Annotated in this window: 18 protein-coding genes; 6 read left to right on the top strand and 12 right to left on the bottom strand. The window is 72.4% G+C overall.

The genetic code is table 11. The features are described 5' to 3' along the window. Window positions 1–19: 19 nt before the first annotated feature. Window positions 20–805 carry a GntR family transcriptional regulator gene (locus tag ACWC9T_RS05355; RefSeq protein ID WP_449819710.1) on the bottom strand — a complete coding sequence of 262 codons (786 nt, stop codon included), beginning with the start codon at window positions 803–805 and terminating at the stop codon, window positions 20–22. A 182-nt stretch (window positions 806–987) separates the two neighbouring features. On the opposite strand from ACWC9T_RS05355, the gene ACWC9T_RS05350 reads away from it, so the two are divergent. Together ACWC9T_RS05350 and ACWC9T_RS05345 are read left to right on the top strand one after the other, a co-directional pair. After that, window positions 988–1,749 (top strand): tyrosine-protein phosphatase, encoded by a 762-nt coding sequence (locus tag ACWC9T_RS05350; protein WP_449819709.1) that lies wholly within the window; start codon window positions 988–990, stop codon window positions 1,747–1,749. Between the two features lie 56 nt (window positions 1,750–1,805). Then, window positions 1,806–2,369 (top strand): hypothetical protein, encoded by a 564-nt coding sequence (locus tag ACWC9T_RS05345; RefSeq protein WP_449819708.1) that lies wholly within the window; start codon window positions 1,806–1,808, stop codon window positions 2,367–2,369. A gap of 206 nt (window positions 2,370–2,575) precedes the next feature. Here ACWC9T_RS05345 and ACWC9T_RS05340 read toward each other — a convergent pair whose 3' ends face one another. Both ACWC9T_RS05340 and ACWC9T_RS05335 read right to left on the bottom strand, forming a co-directional pair. Then, window positions 2,576–3,436, bottom strand: a complete 861-nt coding sequence (locus ACWC9T_RS05340) for an ABC transporter permease (protein ID WP_449819707.1) — start codon at window positions 3,434–3,436, stop codon at window positions 2,576–2,578. Next, the gene (locus ACWC9T_RS05335) at window positions 3,433–4,344 is read right to left on the bottom strand and encodes an ABC transporter ATP-binding protein (RefSeq protein ID WP_449819706.1); all 912 of its coding nucleotides are present in this window, start codon (window positions 4,342–4,344) and stop codon (window positions 3,433–3,435) included. Before ACWC9T_RS05335 ends, ACWC9T_RS05340 begins: the two co-directional genes overlap by 4 nt. Before the next feature lie 134 nt (window positions 4,345–4,478). On the opposite strand from ACWC9T_RS05335, the gene ACWC9T_RS05330 reads away from it, so the two are divergent. After that, complete coding sequence (locus ACWC9T_RS05330; RefSeq protein WP_449819705.1) at window positions 4,479–5,669, top strand: sensor histidine kinase; 1,191 nt, start codon at window positions 4,479–4,481, stop codon at window positions 5,667–5,669. Next, window positions 5,666–6,331, top strand: a complete 666-nt coding sequence (locus ACWC9T_RS05325) for a response regulator (protein WP_449819704.1) — start codon at window positions 5,666–5,668, stop codon at window positions 6,329–6,331. Before ACWC9T_RS05330 ends, ACWC9T_RS05325 begins: the two co-directional genes overlap by 4 nt. A gap of 93 nt (window positions 6,332–6,424) precedes the next feature. Here ACWC9T_RS05325 and ACWC9T_RS05320 read toward each other — a convergent pair whose 3' ends face one another. The 8 genes from ACWC9T_RS05320 to ACWC9T_RS05285 all read right to left on the bottom strand — a co-directional run bounded on the left by ACWC9T_RS05320 (window position 6,425) and on the right by ACWC9T_RS05285 (window position 15,958). Then, window positions 6,425–7,534, bottom strand: a complete 1,110-nt coding sequence (locus ACWC9T_RS05320) for a hypothetical protein (RefSeq protein ID WP_449819703.1) — start codon at window positions 7,532–7,534, stop codon at window positions 6,425–6,427. A gap of 539 nt (window positions 7,535–8,073) precedes the next feature. Continuing rightward, complete coding sequence (locus ACWC9T_RS05315) at window positions 8,074–8,652, bottom strand: hypothetical protein (RefSeq protein WP_449819702.1); 579 nt, start codon at window positions 8,650–8,652, stop codon at window positions 8,074–8,076. A gap of 147 nt (window positions 8,653–8,799) precedes the next feature. Next, window positions 8,800–9,819 (bottom strand): N-acetylglucosamine kinase, encoded by a 1,020-nt coding sequence (locus ACWC9T_RS05310; protein WP_449819701.1) that lies wholly within the window; start codon window positions 9,817–9,819, stop codon window positions 8,800–8,802. A gap of 169 nt (window positions 9,820–9,988) precedes the next feature. Beyond that, window positions 9,989–11,302, bottom strand: coding sequence for a 6-phospho-beta-glucosidase (locus tag ACWC9T_RS05305; RefSeq protein ID WP_449819700.1), 1,314 nt, complete (start codon window positions 11,300–11,302; stop codon window positions 9,989–9,991). Next, window positions 11,302–12,225, bottom strand: coding sequence for a carbohydrate ABC transporter permease (locus tag ACWC9T_RS05300; protein WP_449819699.1), 924 nt, complete (start codon window positions 12,223–12,225; stop codon window positions 11,302–11,304). The genes ACWC9T_RS05305 and ACWC9T_RS05300 overlap by 1 nt, the downstream gene beginning before the upstream one ends. 21 nt (window positions 12,226–12,246) lie before the next feature. Beyond that, on the bottom strand, window positions 12,247–13,275 hold the full coding sequence (locus tag ACWC9T_RS05295; protein WP_449819698.1) for a carbohydrate ABC transporter permease: 1,029 nt from the start codon (window positions 13,273–13,275) through the stop codon (window positions 12,247–12,249). A 27-nt stretch (window positions 13,276–13,302) separates the two neighbouring features. After that, window positions 13,303–14,658, bottom strand: coding sequence for an ABC transporter substrate-binding protein (locus ACWC9T_RS05290; protein ID WP_449819697.1), 1,356 nt, complete (start codon window positions 14,656–14,658; stop codon window positions 13,303–13,305). A gap of 109 nt (window positions 14,659–14,767) precedes the next feature. Then, complete coding sequence (locus tag ACWC9T_RS05285) at window positions 14,768–15,958, bottom strand: ROK family transcriptional regulator (protein ID WP_449819696.1); 1,191 nt, start codon at window positions 15,956–15,958, stop codon at window positions 14,768–14,770. Between the two features lie 502 nt (window positions 15,959–16,460). On the opposite strand from ACWC9T_RS05285, the gene ACWC9T_RS05280 reads away from it, so the two are divergent. Further along, window positions 16,461–17,702: a tetratricopeptide repeat protein gene (locus ACWC9T_RS05280; RefSeq protein WP_449819695.1), complete on the top strand. Its 1,242-nt coding sequence runs from the start codon at window positions 16,461–16,463 to the stop codon at window positions 17,700–17,702. Between the two features lie 175 nt (window positions 17,703–17,877). Here ACWC9T_RS05280 and ACWC9T_RS05275 read toward each other — a convergent pair whose 3' ends face one another. Beyond that, entirely contained in the window at window positions 17,878–18,942 is a 1,065-nt protein-coding gene (locus ACWC9T_RS05275) for a mechanosensitive ion channel family protein (RefSeq protein ID WP_449819781.1), read from the bottom strand. Window positions 18,943–19,519: 577 nt separating this feature from the next. On the opposite strand from ACWC9T_RS05275, the gene ACWC9T_RS05270 reads away from it, so the two are divergent. Further along, window positions 19,520–20,164 carry an HNH endonuclease gene (locus ACWC9T_RS05270; protein ID WP_196948741.1) on the top strand — a complete coding sequence of 215 codons (645 nt, stop codon included), beginning with the start codon at window positions 19,520–19,522 and terminating at the stop codon, window positions 20,162–20,164. Window positions 20,165–20,207: the final 43 nt, after the last annotated feature.

Raw genomic sequence — 20,207 nt, 5'->3', positions numbered from 1 at the left:
GCTGGCGCTGCCGCCGGTGTCAGCGCTCACGGAAGTGCAGCACGAAGCGCGCGCTGCTGCCGTCGATCCGGCGCCGGACGTACAGCGCGGGGGTGCCGTCCGGGGTGCAGCTCACCCCCTCGCGCACCAGCAGCGGGGTGCCCGCCGGGACGCCCAGCAGCTCGGCGTCCGCCAGGTCCGCGCCGATCGCGCCGAAGGCCCGCCAGTCGTACTCCAGTTCCACCCCGGCCGCCCGCGCCAGGTCCAGCACCAGGTTCCCGGCGTGGCCCGGCCGGACCAGCTCGGCAGGCAGTGGCCCGAACGGCACCCAGTAGCTGCACACCGCCCGGGCCCGCCCGCCGAGACGGATCACCGAGTCCACCCGGGACAGCTCCCGGGGCGTACGGCCCAGCTGGCGGGCCGCCTCCTCGTCCTCCGCCGAGCCGGTCACGGCGGGTGCCGCCACCACGAACTCGCCGTCGCCCCGGTCGCCGCCGCCCTGGCCGCCGTCCGGCAGGGCCTCGTGCACGCTGCCGAGGTCGAAGCGCTGGCTGCGCGGGTCCACCGCGATCGACACCCGCACCGCGGGCGGGCGGACGAAGGTGCCCACGCCCCGGCGGATCTCCACCACGGCCGCCCGCTCCAGCTCCGCCACCGCCTGCCGCACGGTCAGCCGGTTGACGCCGAACTCGGCGCTCAGCTCCGGCTCGCTCGGCAGCCGGGCGCCCGCCGGGTAGCCGCCGGCGTCGATCCGCTCCTGGAGCTGCCGGGCCAGCCGGCGGTACAGCGGGATGTTCGGGGGAGTGCTCGGGGGGTTCGTCGCCACGGACCCGATCCTACGAAGCCGACGACCCCGTCCCGGCTCGCCGTGGCCCGCCGACGGAGGTGGGATGGAGAGGTGCCCCGCGGGCTGCGGCTTGCCCGGCACCCCGGTGACAGGTTAGACATCTAGACGTCTAGATGTCTCCTCTGCTCGCCGTGCGGCTCCACCCGAAAGGCCCCTCGCCCATGTCCCTGGTCAACTTCCGCGACTCCGCCGCCTTCAGCGACCCCGAGGGCCTGCGGATCCGCCCCGGTGTGCTCTACCGCTCCGCCCAGCCCTACCCGGCCGCCGACGAGGCCGTCGTCGCCCAGCTGCGCTCCTGCGACATCCGCACCATCGTCGACCTGCGCGACCCCCGCGAGACCCACCCCGCCGACTGGGCCGCCGCCGAGGAGGCCGGGATAGCCGTCGTCGCCGCCCCGGTGAACCCCGCCACCGACGCCCTCACCGCCTGCATGGCGACCATGGCCACCGCCGCCGACCTCGGCGAGTTCTACGTGCTGCTCGCCGAGTCCGCCCCCGAGGCCGTCACCGCCGCCGTCGAGGCCGCCGCCCGCCCCGGCGCCGTCCTGCTCCACTGCGCCGCCGGCAAGGACCGCACCGGCCTGCTGACCGCCCTGCTGCTCGACCTCCTCGGCGTCCCCGCCGACCTCATCGTCGCCGACTACGCCCGCACCGCCGACGTCCTCCCGCAGATCTTCGCCAACCTCGCCGAACGCCACCGCACCGCCCTCAACGGGCAGGGCGCCACCCGCGTCACCGACTCCGGGGGCCGCCACCTGTCCATCCCGGCCCCGCTGCTGGAGGCCCCGGCCGAGGCCATGTCGGTCTTCCTGGCCAGCGTCCGCACGCGCCACGGCGGCGCCGCCGCCTTCCTCCCCGCCTGCGGCGTCGCCGCCGCCACCCTCGGTGCCTTCCGCGCCAAGGCGGCCGTCACCGTCGCCTGACGCACCCGCCCGGCGCCGCCGCCGGCTGTCGGCGGCGGCGCCTACGCTGCCGGGTCATGAGCTACTCCGGCATGTGGTTCCTGATCCCCGCGCCCGCCGACGCCGTCGAGCGGCACGGTCCGAGGCTGCGGGCGCTCCTCGCCGAGCACGCTGCGGACCCGGACAACCGGGAGCTGCTGCGCCGCTGGCGGCGGGACGGGCTGGGCCCGGAGGAACTGGAGTGGCTGGCGTCCGGCCCGCTCGGGCAGGACCTCGACGGGCTGTACGACGCCTGGAACGATTGTGGGAAGGACATCGGCCCGTACGTCTGCGTCTCCGCCCGCAACCGCTACCCGGTGCTCGGCCTGGCCCACGCCCTCGGCCACGAGCGGCTGGCGGGGCTTCCCGGCTGGTTCGGGGACATGGTCCTCACCCCGGAGGAGGCGGAGGCCGCCCTGCCCGCCGTCGAGGCGGTGTTCGACCTGGACGCCGCCGCCCGGGCGGCGGCGGACGAGCGGGCCCTGGAGGTCCTGCGCGGGGCGGACGACGACGTCTCCGGCCTCTTCGACGCCGTCGTCCCGGTCTGGCGCGCCACCGTCGAGGCCGGGCACGGCGTGATCGGTGCCCAGCTCATCCCGTAGCCCCGACGAGCCAGTGGTCCCGACAATCCCGTTGCGCCGCCCCCGTCCGCCCTGGCACCGTGCCCGGTCAGGAGGCTTCCCGATGGCCGCACTGCGCGAGATCCGCGCCGGCGGCCAGGCGGCGAAGGCGCAACGACTGCTGCCGCCCGAACGCCCGTACCAGCTGCCCGCCGGGACCGCGCGGCGCCTCGACCTCGGATAGGGCCTCAAACGTCCCGGCGTCGCACCACGACCACCGTCACGGCCACCGCGACCAGCGCCCACACCCCCATCGTGATCCAGGAGTCCAGCACGCTCGGCGCGTACTTGCCCATCGTGGTCGAGGAGTTGGGGTTGATGGTGAGCCGGCTGACGGTGGCCAGCGGCAGGTGGGTGCCGATCTCCTTCAGCCAGCGGTAGCGGTCCCCGCCGAACATCAGCGGCATGATGAACATCAGCATCACCAGCGACACGATCGAGGCGGTGGCGTGCCGCAGCAGCGCGCCAAGCGCCATCCCGATCAGCGCGCAGGTCGGCACGATCGCGGCGTAGCCGAGGACGGCCCGCAGGCAGCCCTCGTCGGTGATGGAGAGCCCGACGTGCCGGGAAGCCAGCATCGCGTTGATGCCGAAGAAGGACGCCGTCGACACCACCACCCCGGCGAGCCCGGCGATCCCGCCGATCAGCAGCACCTTGGCCGCGATCACGCCCCGCCGGTCCGGCACCGCGGCGAAGGTGGTGCGGATCATCCCGGTGGTGTACTCGCCGAACACGGTGATCGCGCCGAGACTGCCGGCCGCGACCGCCATCAGGTCACTGGCGATGCTGCTGAGGCCGTGGAACAGCGGGTCGTACTTGTACGGCTCCATGCCGGGCATCGGCGGCGGCGGGTGGTCGATGTAGGTCAGGTCGGTGTGCACGGCGTTGATGTTGATCACGATCGCCGCCAGCGAGGCGAGCGCCAGCACCCAGTACGTCGACCGCAGCGAGCGCAGTTTGATCCACTCGGCGGCGAGCAGGTCGGTGAACCGGGGCGCCGGTTCGGTGGCGCGGGCGGCCTCCGCGCGGATCGGGGTCATGGTGCTCATCGGGTCTCTCCAGCCAGGTACTCGACGCTGTCGGCGGTCAGGGACATGAACGCCGACTCCAGGGACGACGTCCGGGTGGCGAGCTCGTGCAGCACCACGCCGTGGCGCAGCGCGAGTTCACCGATCCGCTCGGCGGACATTCCGGTGACGATCCCGAACTGAGGCTCCACCAAGCCGACTTCGGCGCCCTCTGCGCGCAAGGCGGCGGCCAGCTGCGAGAGTTCCGGCGCGCGTACGACCACGCTCGACTCCGCGTTGCGGGCCGAGAACTCGGCCAGGCTCTCGTCGGCGATCAGGCGTCCGCGTCCGATCACCACCAGGTGGTCGGCGGTGTGCTCCATCTCGGCCATCATGTGGCTGGAGACGAAGACCGTCCGCCCCTCGTCCGCGAGTCGCCGGAACAGTCCGCGTACCCAGAGCACGCCTTCGGGGTCCAGCCCGTTCAGCGGCTCGTCGAAGAGCAGGACCGGCGGGTCGCCGAGCAGCGCGCCGGCGATGCCGAGGCGTTGCTTCATGCCCAGCGAGTAGCCGCCGATCCGGCGCCCGGCGGCCTTGCCCAGGCCGACCTCCGTCAGCACCTCGTCCACCCGTCCGAGCGGGATCCGGTTGCTGCGGGCCAGCGCCGACAGGTGCGCCCTGGCGCTGCGCCCGCCGTGCACGTCCCCGGCGTCCAGCAGGGCGCCGACGTGCCGCAGGCCGCGCGGCCGGTTCGCGAAGGGCACGCCGTCGACGGTGACGGCGCCCCCGGTGGGGGTGTTGAGGCCCAGGATCATCCGCAGGGTGGTGGACTTGCCCGCGCCGTTGGGGCCGAGGAAGCCGGTGACGGCGCCCGGCCGGACGGTGAAGGTCAACTGGTCGACGGCCGTGGTGGCGCCGTACCGCTTGGTCAGTCGCTCGATCTCGATCACGGGGACAACGGTGCCGGTCAGGCCCGTGGTCGGGCATCGGACGGCGGGACACAGCGAGGAGCGGCCGCACCCGCCCCCGGGATTACTCCCGCGGGCCAATGTGTCGCCGCACCGCCCGCCGCTACCATCGCGTCATGATCACCGAACCCCGCCCGCCCCTGCTCAGGCGCCTGCCCGCGGGCGTGTGGGTGACGGCGTTCTGGACGACCGTCGTGGTGTTCCGGTTCTTCACCAGGGACCGTGAGTTGAGCCTACTCTTCGACTACAACGGCAACACCGAGGACATGCCGCTGGTGGTCACCGCCGTGGACACCACCCTGGTCGCGTTCCTGCTGGTGCGGCTGCCGCTGGCGGCGGTCGCGGCGGTGCTGGCGGGCGGCGTCTACGCGCTCGGGATGTGGGGGGTCCCGGAGACGGCGCCGCTGCAGTTCCTGATCGCCGAGGTGGTGGTCGGCTACTGCGTGGTCACCCGCTCCCGCCTGGTCTCGGCGATCGCGGTGTCGATGCCGCTGACCGTGCTCGCCACTCTGTTCACCTGGGGCGCCGTCAACGGCTACGCCGTGAACCCGTACGCCTACCCCGGCCTCGCCGCCACCGTCCTGATCGCCTGGCTGATCGGCAACACCGTCCGCCAGAGCCGCGTGCACGCCGACGCCCTGCGCGGCCGCGCCACCGAGCAGGCCGTCACCGCCGAACGGCTCCGCATCGCCCGCGAGTTGCACGACATGGTCGCCCACAACATCGGCATCATCGCGATCCAGGCCGGCATGGGCAGCCGGGTCATGGACACCCAGCCCGCCGAGACCCGCAACGCGCTGAACGCCATCGAGGCCACCAGCCGGGAGACCCTGGCCGGCCTGCGCCGGATGCTGGGCGCGCTGCGGCAGGGCGAGGGGGAGTCGGCACCGCTCGAAGTCGCGCCGGGGCTCGACGAGTTGGACCGGATGGTGGAGAAGACGGCGGTTGCCGGAGTGCGGGTCGCGCTCACCCGGCGCGGCGACGCCCGCACCCTGCCGCCCGAGGTGGACCTCGCCGCCTACCGGATCGTCCAGGAGGCGGTCACCAACGTGGTCAAGCACTCCGGCACCCGCGACTGCCACGTCACCGTCGAGTATGGCGCCGAGCAACTCGCCGTCACCGTCGTCGATCTGGGCGCGGGCGCGCAGACGGCCACCCCCGGCACCGGCTACGGCCTGGCCGGCATGCGGGAGCGGGTCGCCCTGCTGCACGGCGAGTTCAGCGCCGGCCCGCGCTCCGAGGGCGGCTTCCGCGTCGCCGCCCGACTGCCGATCCCCGAAACAGCCGCCCTGGAGGTGGGACCGTGATCCGCGTCGTCCTGGTCGACGACCAGCCGCTCATCCGCACCGGCCTGCGGGTGCTCATCGCCGACGCCCCCGACCTGGAGGTGGTCGGCGAGGCGGGCAACGGTGCCGAGGCCGTCGAACTGGTCGCCCGGCTGCGCCCGGACGTCGCCGTGATGGACATCCGGATGCCCGGCATGGACGGCATCGAGGCCACCCGCCGGATCACCGCCGACCCCCAACTGCCCACCCACGTGCTCGTCCTCACCACCTTCGACGACGACGACTACGTGTACGGTGCGCTGCGCGCCGGGGCGAGCGGCTTCCTGGTCAAGGACCTCGCCCTGGAGACCATCCTGGACGGCGTGCGGGTCGTCGCCGCCGGGGACGCCCTGATCGCTCCCGGCATCACCCGCCGCCTGATCGGCGAGTTCGCCGCCCGCCCGGAGACCGCCGCCGCCGACCGGCCCCGGCGGGCCGTCGTCGAGGGCATCACCGAGCGCGAGCGGGAGGTGCTGACCCTGGTGGGCCGGGGCCTGTCCAACACGGAGATCGCCGAGGAGCTCACCATCAGCGTGGCCACCGCCAAGGCGCACGTCGCCCGGCTGTTCACCAAGCTGGACGCCCGTGACCGGGTCCATCTGGTCATCCAGGCCTACGAGTTCGGCCTGGTCTCGCCTTCCTAGGAACACTCCCCGGGAACGCGACGAGCGCCGGGGTGGGCCCGCACAACCCACCCCGGCGCTCTACCCCTGTGTCAGAGCGTCATAGGCGGTGCCTCAGGGGACGATCGCGTGCGAGATCTGGCAGGCGCTGACCGCGTTCGACCAGGTCGCCTGCATGGCGAAGGAGCCGGTCGAGAAGGCCACGTTCTGTGCGCCGCCGGTGCCGCCGGTGCCCTTCCAGGCGCACTTGTCGCCGTTCTCGGCGCCGGAGGAGTCGGTCCAACCCCCGGCCGGGTTCTGGTCGGTGACGGTCTCCGCGTACTCGTGGCCGTACACGATGGTCACGCCGTCCAGCGTGCCGGCGCTGCCGCTGTTGACGTAGTTCTGGCCGCAGGAGGTGCCCATGTCCGTCACGTACGGGTTGTTGCTGAACGCCACGTCACCGTACGGCGAGGCGGCGGCGCCGCCGCTCAGCGTGGTGTCGCCGTTCCAGTCGTGCCAGGCGCAGAAGTTGCCCGTGGAGGTGTTGAAGCCGTCCGGGTGGGTGCCGGTGGGCGAGAGCACGATGTACTGCGCGTTGCGGTTGGAGGCCGCGGTGGTGTTGCCGAAGTGCCCGGCGGCCTTCACGGCCTCGGCCGCGATCTGGTTGCCGGTGGCCTGGTTCGGCGCGGCGGCCGACTCGTCCACCCAGACGCCGGCCAGCGCGCCGCCGGTCGGGTAGCCGACGTGCGGGTTGGTGGACCCGCAGGTGGTGGAGCCCTTGGCGACGCCCTCGCAGTACTGGGTCAGAACGCCGGACCAGAGCTCGTTGTTGGTGCCCAGGCCCTTGTACAGCTGCTGCGCGCGGACGGCCTCGCCCGACGGGTCGCCGGACATCGTCGTGTACCCGTTGGCGTCGGTGCCCTGGGTGCCCCACTGGGAGCCCCAGATGACCAGGTAGACCTTCGGCGCGCCGGTGGTGACACCGATGCCGTCGACGCCGCCGCCGTACTTCAGGTTCGACGTACGGGTCGCGGCCGCGGAGGAGGCGTTGGCGTGCTCGGCACTCTCCTTGGTGGGGACGACGCCGTGCCGGTACGGGTGGCTGTTTCCGGCGAACTCGCTGCTCGGCTGGTCCGCCTGGGCGGCCGGAGCGGCGGCGAAACCGGTGGCGGCCAGCGCCAGCGCGCTGAGCCCGGTCAGGGCCCGGACTCGCGCCCGGCGGGAGGTGGGGGACATGCCCATCGTGAGGGTTCCTCTCTCATGCCGACCGCACACCGGTAGGGCGCGACGGCACTGTGGGGGGACAAATGGGGAGGAGCAACGACGGTGGCCCGGAGCCACTGGCGGTTCGTCATGAACAGTCAGTGAAGTGGGGATGGGGGACCGGTTCACTGCCGACGGCCGGAAGCAAAGCACCGCCGCCGAAACCGGGTCAACGACGGCGACAGTAAGACGAGCCCCAAGGAAACACCCGCTGAACGTACCGAAAGTCAAAAGGCCGCAGCTGGAGGGCGGTTGACACGCGTAGCGAAGCCGTATCTCAACAGTTGAGGGGACCGTTTACACCGTATTCGTCCCCCCGGGCCCTCCCCGTGACCCGCACCGAACGATCACAGCCGCCCCTTCCCGGCCCCCGAGCCGGTGCCCTACCTTGTCCGCATGCCCGTCCGGGTACACCCTGGTCCAGCACGCCGCCCGCGACTCCGTGCCGCCCGGGCCCCGCCGCTCGCGGCCGGCCGAGGCCGCCGCCCTCCTGAACCCTGAGCCGAGCGGACCGCCCCCTACTGCTCCTCGATCTCCGCGATCCGCGTGATCCGCCCGTGCGAGTCGAGCACCACGTCGTAGGCGTTGCCGTAGCAGGCGTACGGGTCGGCCGGGTCGCGGTCGGCGAGGCAGTCGTTGAGGTGGGTGACCAGTTCGTCCAGCTGGACGGGCTTCGCCGCGTCCTCGTGCGGGCGGTCGACCAGCGTCGCGGCCACGCCGGACGCCGCGAAGCCGTAGTGGACGGGCGTGCCGGTGGCTTCGTAGTGGGGCGGGCCGCAGGTGTGGCGGGCGGACTGGGCGGTGAGGTCGCCCGGGTCGGCGGAGACGATGATCAGCACCTGGTGGCCGGGCGCCGGGCACGGGTCGCTGGGGGCGGGGGCGGCGACGGTGCCCGCGACCGGGGAGTCGGCGGCCGCGTCGTCGGCGAGGTCGTCATCGTCGTCCAGCAGATCGTCGGCCCCGTCGTCGGCGAGGGCGGCGGCGGAGGAGGCCGCGGTCACCGTCGGGCGGGAGTCGGCGGGGGTGCAGCCGGTGAGGCAGGCCAGCGCGGTGCCGGTCAGCACGGCGGCGGCGAGGAGTATGCGGGGCACGGCCATGGCACAAGTCTCCCCGGGCGGCGGCGACGGGCTGCACTCGGGTACACGACCGGCGCGCGGTGAACGGTTCCCGTCCCCGCCGGACGTGCGGATCCGGCGGGGACGGGACGTCTCGGGGAGGCAGTGCGGGCGACGACCGGGAAGGCATCAGGCCGCGACCGGCCGCTGTGCCTCGTACGCCTCGCGCACCCGCGCCTGGGCCTTCGGGTCCCTGCCCAGGTGGTCGAGCCCGAGCAGCGCCGCGCCCAGGACGGGCGGCGCGACGACCACCCGCGGCTCGGCGAGCGGCGCGGCCACGGTCAGGCGGGCCGTGAGGTTGTCGAGCAGCAGCGGTTGTCGGGAGGCGAGCACCCCGCCGCCGAGCACCACCGGGGCGGGCGCGTCCAGCAGGTCCAGCCGTCTCAGCGCGACGACGGCCAGCCGGACGATCTCGTCCGCCTGCCGGTCGATCAGCTCCAGGGCGGTGGCGTCCCCCTCGCCCGCGACCGCGAACAGCACCCGGACGATCTCGTGCAGCCGGGTGCTCGGCAGGTGCCCGAGGTGGACGGCCTCGGCGACGGCCCCGGCGCTGGGCAGGCCGAAGTGCTCGGCGATGGCCCGGGCCAGCGCGGTCGGCCCGCCCCGCCCGTCCTCCGAGCGGACGGCGTGCCACATGCTGGTGATGGCGAGCCCGGAGCCGCCGCCCCAGTCGCCGGTGAGCTCGCCGAGGGCGGGGAAGCGGGCGGTGCGCCCGTCCGGGAGCAGGCCGACGCAGTTGATCCCGGCGCCGCAGACCACGGCGACCCCGCGCGGGCCGTCGGTGCCGGCCCGCAACAGGCCGAAGGTGTCGTTGACGACGGTGTTGCTGGCGCCCCAGGGGTGCGATTCGAGGGCGGTGCGCAGTGCCTCCTCCTCGACCGGGAGGTCGGCGTTGGCCAGACAGGCGCTGACGTGGCTGGTGAGCAGGCCGTGCCAGGAGGGGTGGCCGGCCGCCGCGGCGGCCTCCTCGACCAGCGGGGCGAGGCCGGCGACGGCTGCGGCGCCGCCGATCTTCTGGGGTGCGAAGCCGCCGCCGCGGGCGGTGCCCAGGACGGTGCCGTCGGCGCCGATCAGGGCGACGTCGGTCTTGGAGTTGCCCGCGTCGATGGCGAGTACGCCGGGCAGGAGAGGTTCGGGCTGGTGGGTCATCGGGTCCCCGCGGATCGTACGTGGCCCGGCCGTGAGCCCCGGCCGGGGTGCCCGGCCGTGAGCCCCGGCCGGGGTGCCCGGCCGTGAGCCCCGGCCGGGGATGGTCGGTCTCCTCGCGGTGCCCGGCCCGCGATCCGTGACGATCCGTGGCGGGCTGGGCACCGGACGCTCAGGCCCAGGCGAGGTGCTCGCGGTTGTGGGCGAGCAGCCGGTCCGCGAGCCGGTCGGCGAGTTCGATCTGGCCGACCAGCGGGTGGGCGAGCAGGGCGTCGAAGACCCGGTCGCGGCCGCCGCGCAGGGCGGCGTCGAGCGCGAGGTGCTCGTACGAGGTGACGGCGGCGATCAGCCCGGCGAACAGCGGCTCGACGGGACGCTGCGGCAGCGGCCGCACGCCGGCGGCGTCCACCTCGGCCGGGACCTCGATGACGGCGTCGTCCGGCAGGAACGGCAGCACGCCGTCGTTGCGGGTGTTCACCACCTGCACGGAGGTCCCGCCGCCGGTGCCCAGCAGCGAGGCGATGAGCTGGACGGCCGCCTCGGAGTAGAACGCCCCGCCGCGCTTGCCGAGCAGCTCGGGCTTGGTGTCCAGACCCGGGTCGGCGTACAGCTCCAGCAGCTGCCGCTCGATCTCGGCGACCTGCGCGGCCCGCGAGCCCTGCGCCCTGAGCTCCTCGACCACCGCGTCGTGCTGGTAGAAGTACCGCAGGTAGTACGAGGGCACCGCGCCGAGCCGCTGCACGAAGCCCTGCGGCAGGCGGAGGTCGTCCGCGATCTCCTTGCCGAGGTCCTGCAGCAGTGCGGGCAGCACCTCCTGCCCGGTGGCGGAACCGGGCGCGTCGAGCAGGGTGACCCCGCGCTCCCAGGTCAGGTGGTTGAGCCCGACGTGGTCCAGCCGGACCAGCTCCGGAGCCACCCCCAGGTGCGCCGCGAACTTGCGCTGGAAGCCGATCGCGACGTTGCACAGCCCGACGGCCCTGTGGCCGGCGTTCTGCAGGGCCCGGGTGACGATGCCGACCGGGTTGGTGAAGTCGACGATCCAGGCGTCCGGGTTGGTGCGGCGGACCCGTTCGGCGATGTCCAGCACGACCGGGACGGTGCGCAGCGCCTTGGCGAGCCCGCCGGCGCCGGTGGTCTCCTGGCCGACGCAGCCGCACTCCAGCGGCCAGGTCTCGTCCTGGTCGCGCGCCGCCTGCCCGCCGACCCGCAGCTGGAGCAGGACGGCGTCGGCGTCGGCGACCCCCGCCGTCAGGTCCGTCGTCAGGGTGACGGCCGCGCCGTGCCCCTGCTTGGCGAAGATCCGCCGGGCCAGGCCGCCGATCAGCTCCAGCCGCTCGGCGGCCGGGTCGATCAGCACCAGCTCGCCGATCGGCAGGGTGTCGCGAAGCCGGGCGAAGCCGTCGATCAGCTCGGGGGTGTACGTCGAGCCGCCGCCGACGATGGCCAGCTTGAGCGGGGAACTGCCGGACTTGAGTGTGGCGGACATCAGCCCTTGACCCCTGTCAGTGTCACGCCTTCGATGAAGGCCTTCTGTGCGAAGAAGAAGAGGACGATCACCGGCGCCATCACCAGCAGGGTGGCGGCCATGGTGAGGTTCCAGTTGGTGTGGTGGGCGGCCTTGAACGACTCCAGGCCGTAACTGAGGGTCCAGGCCTGGTGGTTGTTGCTGGCGTAGATCTGCGGGCCGAAGTAGTCGTTCCAGCAGTAGAAGAACTGGAACAGGGCGACGGCGGCGATGGCCGGCTTGGCCATCGGCAGGACCACCCGCAGCAGGGTGCGCAGGTCGCCGCAGCCGTCGATCCGGGCGGCCTCGATGTACTCCTTGGGGATGGTCATCAGGAACTGGCGCAGCAGGAAGATCGAGAACGCGTCGCCGAAGGCCATCGGGATGATCAGCGGCCAGAGCGAGCCGTCCATGCCCATCTGCTTGGCCCAGAACAGGTACATCGGGATGACGGTGACCTGCGGCGGCAGCATCATCATCGCGATGACCGCCATCAGTGCCAGATTGCGGCCGCGGAAGCGGAACTTGGCGAGGGCGTAGGCGACCGGCAGGCTGGAGACGACGGTCAGCAGGGTGCCGGCGCCGGCGTACACCAGGGTGTTGCGCCACCAGGTGAGGAAGCCGGGGGTGTCCCACACCTTGCCGTAGTTGCCCCACTCCCAGCGGGTGGGCCAGTAGTCGGTGGTGAGCGCCTGCTGGTCGTCCATCACCGAGGTGAGGAAGACGAAGACGAAGGGCAGCAGGAAGAACAGCGCGGCCGCGATGGCCAGCGAGTGCACGGCCACCCATTCGAGCACTGCGCGGCGCCGGGCCGCCCGGGCGGCGGGGCCGCCGGCCCGGGAGGCGCCGGCCCGGGAGGCGCCGGCCCGGGAGGGCGCCTCGGTGAGCGTGGAGCTGAGAGTCATGGTGGGGTCCTCAGGGGTCCGCTAGTCGTCGCTCGCCATGAAGCCGGAGCGGCGGCGGAGCAGGATCGAGGTGACGGCCATCGAGATGGCGAACAGCACCAGGGCGACGACGCAGGCCGCGCCGTAGTTGAAGCGCTGGAAGCCGAGGTTGTAGACCATCTGCGGCAGGGTCCAGGTGGAGCCCTGCGGGAAGCCCGGCTCGAACGGCTGGCCGGAGTTGCCCGCGATGCCGCTGGCGACCTTCCCGGCGACGATCGCCTGGGTGTAGTACTGCATGGTCTGGATGACCCCGGTGACCACCGCGAACATGATGATCGGCGAGATGTTCGGCAGCGTGACGTACCGGAACTTCTGGAACGGGCCGGCGCCGTCCAGCTCGGCCGCCTCGTACTGCTCCTTGGGGACGTCCAGCAGCGAGGCCATGAAGATGACCATCAGGTCTCCGACGCCCCACATGGCGAGCATGGTGAGCGCCGGCTTGGACCAGTCCGGGTCGGCGAACCAGCCGGGCTGCGGCAGGCCGAGCTCGCCGAGCAGGTGGTTGAGCGGGCCGGTGCCCGGGTTGAGCAGGAAGGCGAAGGCGACGGTGGCGGCCACCGGCGGGGCCAGGTAGGGCAGGTAGAAGACCGTCCGGAAGAACCCGACGCCGGTCTTGATCTTGGTGATCAGCAGCCCGATGCCGAGGCCGAAGGCGACCCGCAGGGTCACCATGACGACGACCAGCCACAGGGTGTTGCGCAGGCCCTGCCAGAACGTCGGCAGCTCGTTGAAGACGTAGTCCCAGTTCTTGAGCCCGTTGAAGCTGGGCGCGCCGAAGCCGTTGTACTGGGTGAAGGAGAAGTAGGCGGTCGAGATCAGCGGGTAGGCGAAGAAGACGCTGAAGCCGATCAGCCAGGGCGAGAGGAAGGCGAGGGCGCGGGCCGCCTCCCGGCGGCGCTTCCGGCGCAGCAGGTGCTGCGTGGAGGACGCCGCCGGGTCGGCCGGTCCAGTGCCCTTGGGCGCGCCGCCCTCGGGGGTGCTTCCCTTGCGGGTGCCGAACGCGATTGACATGGGAGCTCCGTGGACCGTTCCCGCCGCCTACTTGGCCTGGGCGATGTCGGTGTCGATCTGCTTGGCTGTGGCGGCCAGGCCGGCCTGCAGGTCGGTCTGCTTGCCGGACTCGTAGTCGTAGCCGAGGTTCTGCAGCGTGGAGATGTAGGCGCTGCCGTTGACGGCCGCAGGGGTGGTGCTCGAATGGGCGTTCTTGGCGACGTCCAGGAAGGTCTTGAAGTTCGGGTCGACCACCAGCTTCGGCGAGTTGAGCGCGTCGAAGGTGCTGGGCACGTTGTGGATCGCGTTGGCGAAGCCGACCACCGCGTCGGTGTCGGTGGTCAGGTACTTGACCAGCTCCCAGGCCGCGGCCTGCTTCTTGCTGGTGCTGGCGATGCCGACGATGGTGCCGGTCTGGTAGCCGCGGCCGTAGGTGTCGGCCTGGTCGTCCGGGACGGGGAACGGTGCGGTGGCCCAGTCGAAGTCGGGCTTGCTCTCGGCGAGCGAGGCGGTGCGCCACTCACCGTCGACGGCCATCGCGACCTGGCCGGTGAGGAAAGGGTTCTTGGCGCTGAACTCCTCGCCGAAGGTGGCGCGGTACTTCTCCAGCTTGGCGTAGCCGCCGAGCTGGTCGACCATCCCCTTCTGCCAGTTGAGCATCGCGGCGACCTTCGGGTCGGTGGCGATGTTGGACTTGCCGTCGGCGCCGAAGTAGGTGGCGCCGTACTGGCCGAGGAAGTGCTCGGTGGTGGACTCGTAGCCGTGGTACAGCGGCATGAACCCGAGCTGCTTGTACGAGTCGCCGTCGGGAAAAGTCAACTTCTTGGCGTCGTCGGCGAACTCGCTGAAGGTCCTGGGCGCGTCGGTGATGCCGGCCGCGGCGAAGGCCTTCTTGTTGTAGTACAGGCCGTAGGCGTCGCCGAGCAGCGGCAGCGAGCACTGGTTGCCCTGGAACTGCGTGTAGTTGAGCATCGTGGCCGGGAAGGTCTTGGCCGCGTCGATGCCGCTCTTCTGCAGCAGGGGCTTGAGGTCGATGAAGGCCTTGGTCGAGCAGAACATGCCGACGTTGTTGGTGGTGAAGGAGGACACCACGTCCGGCGCGTCGTCGCCGCCGGCCCGCAGGGCCTGGTTGAGCTTGTCGTCCGCGATGTTGCCCACGGTCTTGACGTGGATGTTGGGGTGGGCCTTCTCGAACGCGGCGATGTTGTCGTCGATCGCCTTGGTCTCGTTGTCCTGGCTCCAGCCGTGCCAGAAGGTGATGGTGACGTCCTTGCCGCTGGCCGAGTCGACGGCGGCGCCCGCGTCGTCGGAGCCGGTGCAGGCGGTGGCGAGCAGGGCCAGCACGGCGCTGCCGGCGACGGCGGCGATCGTCCGGCGGCCTCTGCGGGAGGTGGTGGCGTGCACTTCGGGGTCCTCCTGGAGGTGCGCGGGCAGGCGTCATTGCTTCTGGTCCCGCGTAGGGGTCGGGGGAGAGGTGGGTGCAGGTCGGAGGGTCGGGTGGCCGGGGGGAGCGTCAGTGGGTGGAGAAGACCGCCTCGCGGGCGTCGGCGAGGGCGCGTTGCAGGGCACCGAGCAGGACGGGTGAGCCGGGCAGGGCACTGCTGCGGACCTCCGGCCGGGCGAGGCAGATCCGGGCCAGCTCGTCCTCGACGAGCGCGCGCAGGCGTTCCCCGCCCGCGCTCGGCACCGCGCCGGAGAGGACCACCAGCTGGGGGTCGACCACGGCGACGATCACGGCCAGCCCGACGGCGAGCCGCCCGGCCAGCTCGGTGAGGAAGGTGTCGCCGGCACCCGGGGTGGCCAGGGCCTTGGCGATCGACTCCTCCGCGCTGGGTGCGCCGAGGCCGTGCTCACGGGCCAGTGCCCGGACGGCGGGCGCGCCGACCAGGGCCTGGAACCCGCCGAACTTGCGCCGGCGCGCGTCCCACTCGACCGGCGAGCCCGGCACCGGCATGTAGCCGACCTCCCCGGCGCCGCCGGTGAAGCCGCGGTGCAGCCGCCCGGCGATCACGATCGCGGCGCCGGTGCCCGCCCCGGCCCAGAGCAGGACGAAGTCCTCGAAGCCCGCCGCCGCGCCGGAGGCCTGCTCGGCGACGGCGGCCAGGTTCACGTCGTTCTCGATCGACACCGGCGTGCCGATCGCCTCGGAAAGCTCCTCGACCAGCCGCGGCGAGTGCCAGCCCGGCAGGTGGGAGGCGTAGCCCAGCTTGCCGGTGACCGGGTCGGGGGCGCCGCCGACGCCGATCGCGACGGTGCGCAGGCTCCCCTCGGCCAGCCCGGCGGCCCGGACCGCCTCGGCGACCGCGGCGGCGACTCTCGGGATGGTCTCGGCGGCCGGGACGCCTCTGGTCGGGACGCTGTGCTCGGTCAGCGTGGTGCCGGTGATGTCGGCGATCGCGACCCGGATCCCGCTGTTGGTGACGTCCAGCCCGGCGACGTACCCGGCGGCCGGATTCACCTGGTAAAGCTGCGCGTTGGGACCGGGTCCGCCCTCGGTGGTGCCGACCGGCAGGACCAGCCCGGCCGCCTCCAGGCGGGCCAGCAGCTGGGAGGCGGTGGGCTTGGACAGCCCGGTCAGGGTGCCGATCTGGGTGCGCGAGAGCGGGCCGTTCTCCAGCAGGAGTTCGAGGGCGGCGCGGTCGTTGATGGCGCGCAGGAGGCTCGGGGTGCCGGCGAGGGGGGCCTTGGCGGTGCTCTTGGTCATGCCCGGCATCCTTCCTCTTTCGGCTGGTCGGGGAAGCCCCGGGCGGCCGGTGGGGCCCGGGCCGGTGAACTGCCGCGAACTGTTAGGAAACTTTCCAGTCGCTTGGACAGGACCGTACGGGCCGCGTCAGCGGGGTGTCAATGGCCGGTGCGGCGGAGGATGCCGAAGCGTTACGGGACAGCGCGAAGCTCAGTCCGCCGGTTATCAGCCGTTGATCTTGCCGTGGCGCTAAAAAGATCGACAGGGCCTTCCACGCGACCTGCGTGTACAACCAGCTGCTGCGGTTCCGCCAGACCGAACTGCGCCGGGGCGACCTGACGCCCACCGAGCGGGCGAGCTTCCAGAGCGCCTACGACGAGGGCCTGCCGGCCGTCCTCATGCGCGAACTCGAACTCCTGCGTGAGCACTTCTCCCGCACGGGGTGGAGCTGCTGGCCGACCTGCGTCACCACACCGACCAGCTGTAGTGCCACGCTGAGCAGAACCGAACGAGGGAGGGGCCGGTGCTCCAGCACCTCATCACTCAAGATGCCGACCTGCGTATGGTCCCCAGAGACCGCGACGAGCTGACCACCGCGGTCGGCCAACTCCACGAGGAACTGAGGGCCTTGCCCGAGGGAACCGACCCCGCGCGAACTCGGCTCCTGACCAGGTGGATCGGCATCGGCCAGATGTGCCTGGGCAACCACGAGGAGGCCCGCACGTTCCTTCGGCAGTCGCTCGACCTGGCCGCAGCGGTTGGCAACACCCGGGCCGTCGTCGCCACCGGGCTCAACCTCGGCGACGCGCACCGCTACGCCGGTGACGTGCAGACTGCGGACGCGCTCTACCGCAGCGCTCTGAACACCGCGCGAAGCCACCACCCGGAACTGGTTGACTTCGCGCTCCAGCACACCGGCAAGTACTTCATGGAGCGCGGCGACCTCGCGGATGCCCAGGCCCATCTCCAAGAAGCGCTGCGGCTGCGGATCGCCAAGGGGGACGCCGGGCTGGTCGAGTCCACGCAGGCCGCACTCGCCCGGGTGGAGATGCTGATCGGCCAGGCCGACGCATCGGCGGCAGGTGGCGCGGTGCCGCGCCGGTGGAGCGGTCAGTGGACCTCATGGCTCCAGTCCCGCACCACGGCCCGGACGCCGGCCCGACGGGCAGAGGACTTCCCCAACCTCCGGGACGCTGTGCGCGGGCTCACCGCACACCAGCGCGTGCAACCGCGCCACCTGCGTGATCAGTCGTTTCCCGCTGAGCTGATCGCCGCTATGGCGGTGGAGGCCGAGAAAGCCGTCGCTGCCGGTGGATACCTGCACAACGGCAAGTGGAACGCGCCCGTCGGCGACGCCGCGAACCGGTTCGCCGCACAGATCGATCTCGCCGCAGTCGTAGCACGGTCCACCGGCCTGGAAGTCGAGCAGCCGCACGCTGGCGTTTACATCGGCTACGAGGAAGGGCAGTTCCCCGACTTCCACGTTGACGAGTCCGGCTTCGGTGAGGCCAACCTGATCCTCTGCCTCAAGCGCGCTCGCCTCACCGGTGCGCCCAGGGTCAGCACCACCGTGTTCATCAACGCCAACGGCTATCTCGAATGCGATCTCGGCGTGGGTGACTGTGTCGTGTTCGACGGCGCGCTCACGCCGCACGGCCGGACGCCGCTCAGCGCCGGAGAGAGCGTCACCCTCATCAGCTTCGGCTTCCGCGCGCGTGATCAGGCTCTGCGCACGCTCACGAACCTCCCGCCGGTCCCTCGGTAGGGAAGGTGTATTCAGCCGATCCGGTACCCACGTCCCGCTGCCTACTGACCAACTCGCACCCCCGCCGCCCTCAACCTCCAGCGGCGGGCCAGTCCCCGTTCTGTGGCTGCCCCTGGAAACCACCGGGGTGGGGGCGGGGCCATCGCCTGCCGAGGCCGAGCCGGCGGAGCCGGGCTTACGGCTTCGCCAGGTCGTCCGTCGGCGGCTTCGGCAGCGGGATCGGCTCGGCCGCCCGGTACCGCGGCGAGGTCGGGTCGGACAGCGCCGACGGCGGCGAGGGCTCGGCGATCGCCACCCCGGCGGCCACCGCCGTGGCCTCTTCCTTGACCTTGATCCCGGCCAGGTCGAAGGCCGACTTCAGCCGCTGGCGCAGCGCCCGGGAGACCACCGGCGCCTTGCCCGGGGCCGTCCGGGCCTCGACCCGCACCATCACCGAGTCCGCCGCCACCGACTCCACGCCCAGGATCGACACGGGCGCCCAGACCAACTCGTCGTACGGAGTCTCCTTGGCCAGCGACTCGGCCGTCTCCAGGATCAGGCCCTCGACCCGCTGCAGGTCCTCCTTGTACCCGACCTGCACGTCCACCGAGGCGGTCGCCCAGCCCTGGCTCATGTTGGCGATCCGCTTCACCTCGCCGTTGCGGATGTACCAGATCTCGCCGTTCGCCCCGCGCAGCTTGGTCACCCGCAGCCCGACCTCCAGCACCGTGCCGGTGGCCACCCCCGTGTCGACCTCGTCGCCGACGCCGTACTGGTCCTCCATGATCATGAAGACCCCGGAGAGGAAGTCCGTCACCAGGTTGCGGGCGCCGAAACCGATCGCCACACCGGCCACACCGGCACTCGCCAGCAGCGGCGCCAGGTTCACCCCGAGCGCGGAGAGCACCATCAGCGCCGCCGTGCCCAGGATGCTGAACGAGGCCACGCTGCGCAGCACCGAGCCGATCGCCTCCGACCGCTGCTGGCGCCGCTCCGGGTTCACCACCCCGTGGTTGGCCAGCAGCCCGCCGAGCCGGCTCTCCTCCCGGTGCTCGTGGCTGCGCGCCATCCGCGCGATCAGCTGGGTGATCAGCTTGTTCACCACGGTCCGCAGGATCATCGCCAGCACGACGATGAAGACGATCCGCAGCCCGCCCGCCAGCCAACTCTGCCAGTGCGTGTCGAACCAGCTGGCCGCCTGTTTGGTGGTGTCGGTGACCTCCTGTGCGCTGGTGGGGATGCGCAGGTCCAGCTGTGGCAGCGCAGGCGCGGTGGGGGAGGGGGCCGGCGTCGGGGTGGAGAGCGTCGAGGACGCGTCGGTCAGACCGGTGGCGCCGGAGCGGAACACGTGCGGGACCTTCCTTGCTGGGGGCGTGACGGGACCGCGCCGCCGCAAGCGGCCCGCGGACCGTGCGTGTCAGCCTATCCGTTGCCGAACACCCACCCGGCATGCCGAAGGGCGTACGCACCATCCCGGACGCCCGTCAATGCCCCGGTACGCTCCCCCCGCGCGCCGACCCCGCGCCACCCGGAGCGGTACCCGAACGGCCGGGTCGGCGCCGCCGGACGGCCCACGGCGCTGCTCCGACCGGCCGAGTCGTCCCCCGGGCGGGACACCGGGCCGGGCCCCGGCGGCACCGGGGTGCAGCCCAACCTTCCTCAGGGCATGCCGGGTATGACAGAGACCACACCCGGAGTTCGCGTCAGGTCCGTTACACAGGAGTGGTGGCGCCGTACGAAGGCGTAAGGCGACACTGGGGGAGATCGCGCACTCGTTGCGGGATCCAACCGCTCGTCCCGGCGCGAGCCACGCGCCGCAGGCGTCCAAGGAGGCATCCGTGCCGCATGTCCTGGTCCTCAACGCGTCCTACGAGCCACTCGGCGTCGTATCGATGCGCCGCGCACTCATCCTGGTCCTCAACCACAAGGCGGTCAGCCTGGAGGACTCGGGAGTCACTCTGCACAGCGCCACCAGCGCCCTTCCGGCGCCGTCCGTCGTCCGTCTGACCCGCTTCGTCCGGGTCCCCTTCTGCGGGCCCGTCCCGCTCACCCGCCGGGCGCTGTTCGCCCGGGACCACGGTCGCTGCGTCTACTGCGGGGCCGCCGCCACCAGCGTCGATCACGTCATCCCGCGCAGCCGGGGCGGCCAGCACCGGTGGGACAACGTGGTGGCGGCCTGCCGCCGCTGCAACCACACCAAGGCCGACCGCCACCTCACCGAACTCGGCTGGCGGATGAAGCGCCCGCCCGCACCGCCCAGCGGCCTCGCCTGGCGGATCATCGGCACCGGGATCAAGGACCCGCGCTGGCGGCCCTACCTGGAGCCGTACGGCGGCGGGGACCAGTTGCGCGCCCCACAGTGGGGCGAGTACGAGCACCACGACCATACCGAGCCGAACCACTCCGTCCCGATCGGCCGGGCGCACGGCGCCCACCCCGCCCCCGTCCGCCGCGGCGAGCAGCCCGAACCGCTCTCCGCCTGACCGAAGCTCCACAAGGGCCCGCCCGTCACAACGTCGGTACGCG

The organism is Kitasatospora sp. NPDC001159 (assembly GCF_053598235.1).
Note: the sequence above shows the minus strand (reverse complement) of the source record. Positions and strands in the feature narration are given on the sequence as shown.

Bases quoted from the DNA above. Each gene is read 5' to 3' on its own strand.
- ACWC9T_RS05300 (WP_449819699.1), bottom strand. From the start codon at position 12,225: ATGACTCTCAGCTCCACGCTCACCGAGGCGCCCTCCCGGGCCGGCGCC.
- ACWC9T_RS05330 (WP_449819705.1), top strand. From the start codon at position 4,479: ATGATCACCGAACCCCGCCCGCCCCTGCTCAGGCGCCTGCCCGCGGGC.
- ACWC9T_RS05345 (WP_449819708.1), top strand. From the start codon at position 1,806: ATGAGCTACTCCGGCATGTGGTTCCTGATCCCCGCGCCCGCCGACGCC.
- ACWC9T_RS05350 (WP_449819709.1), top strand. From the start codon at position 988: ATGTCCCTGGTCAACTTCCGCGACTCCGCCGCCTTCAGCGACCCCGAG.
- ACWC9T_RS05285 (WP_449819696.1), bottom strand. From the start codon at position 15,958: ATGACCAAGAGCACCGCCAAGGCCCCCCTCGCCGGCACCCCGAGCCTC.
- ACWC9T_RS05295 (WP_449819698.1), bottom strand. From the start codon at position 13,275: ATGTCAATCGCGTTCGGCACCCGCAAGGGAAGCACCCCCGAGGGCGGC.
- ACWC9T_RS05305 (WP_449819700.1), bottom strand. From the start codon at position 11,302: ATGTCCGCCACACTCAAGTCCGGCAGTTCCCCGCTCAAGCTGGCCATC.
- ACWC9T_RS05310 (WP_449819701.1), bottom strand. From the start codon at position 9,819: ATGACCCACCAGCCCGAACCTCTCCTGCCCGGCGTACTCGCCATCGAC.
- ACWC9T_RS05340 (WP_449819707.1), bottom strand. From the start codon at position 3,436: ATGAGCACCATGACCCCGATCCGCGCGGAGGCCGCCCGCGCCACCGAA.
- ACWC9T_RS05320 (WP_449819703.1), bottom strand. From the start codon at position 7,534: ATGGGCATGTCCCCCACCTCCCGCCGGGCGCGAGTCCGGGCCCTGACC.
- ACWC9T_RS05315 (WP_449819702.1), bottom strand. From the start codon at position 8,652: ATGGCCGTGCCCCGCATACTCCTCGCCGCCGCCGTGCTGACCGGCACC.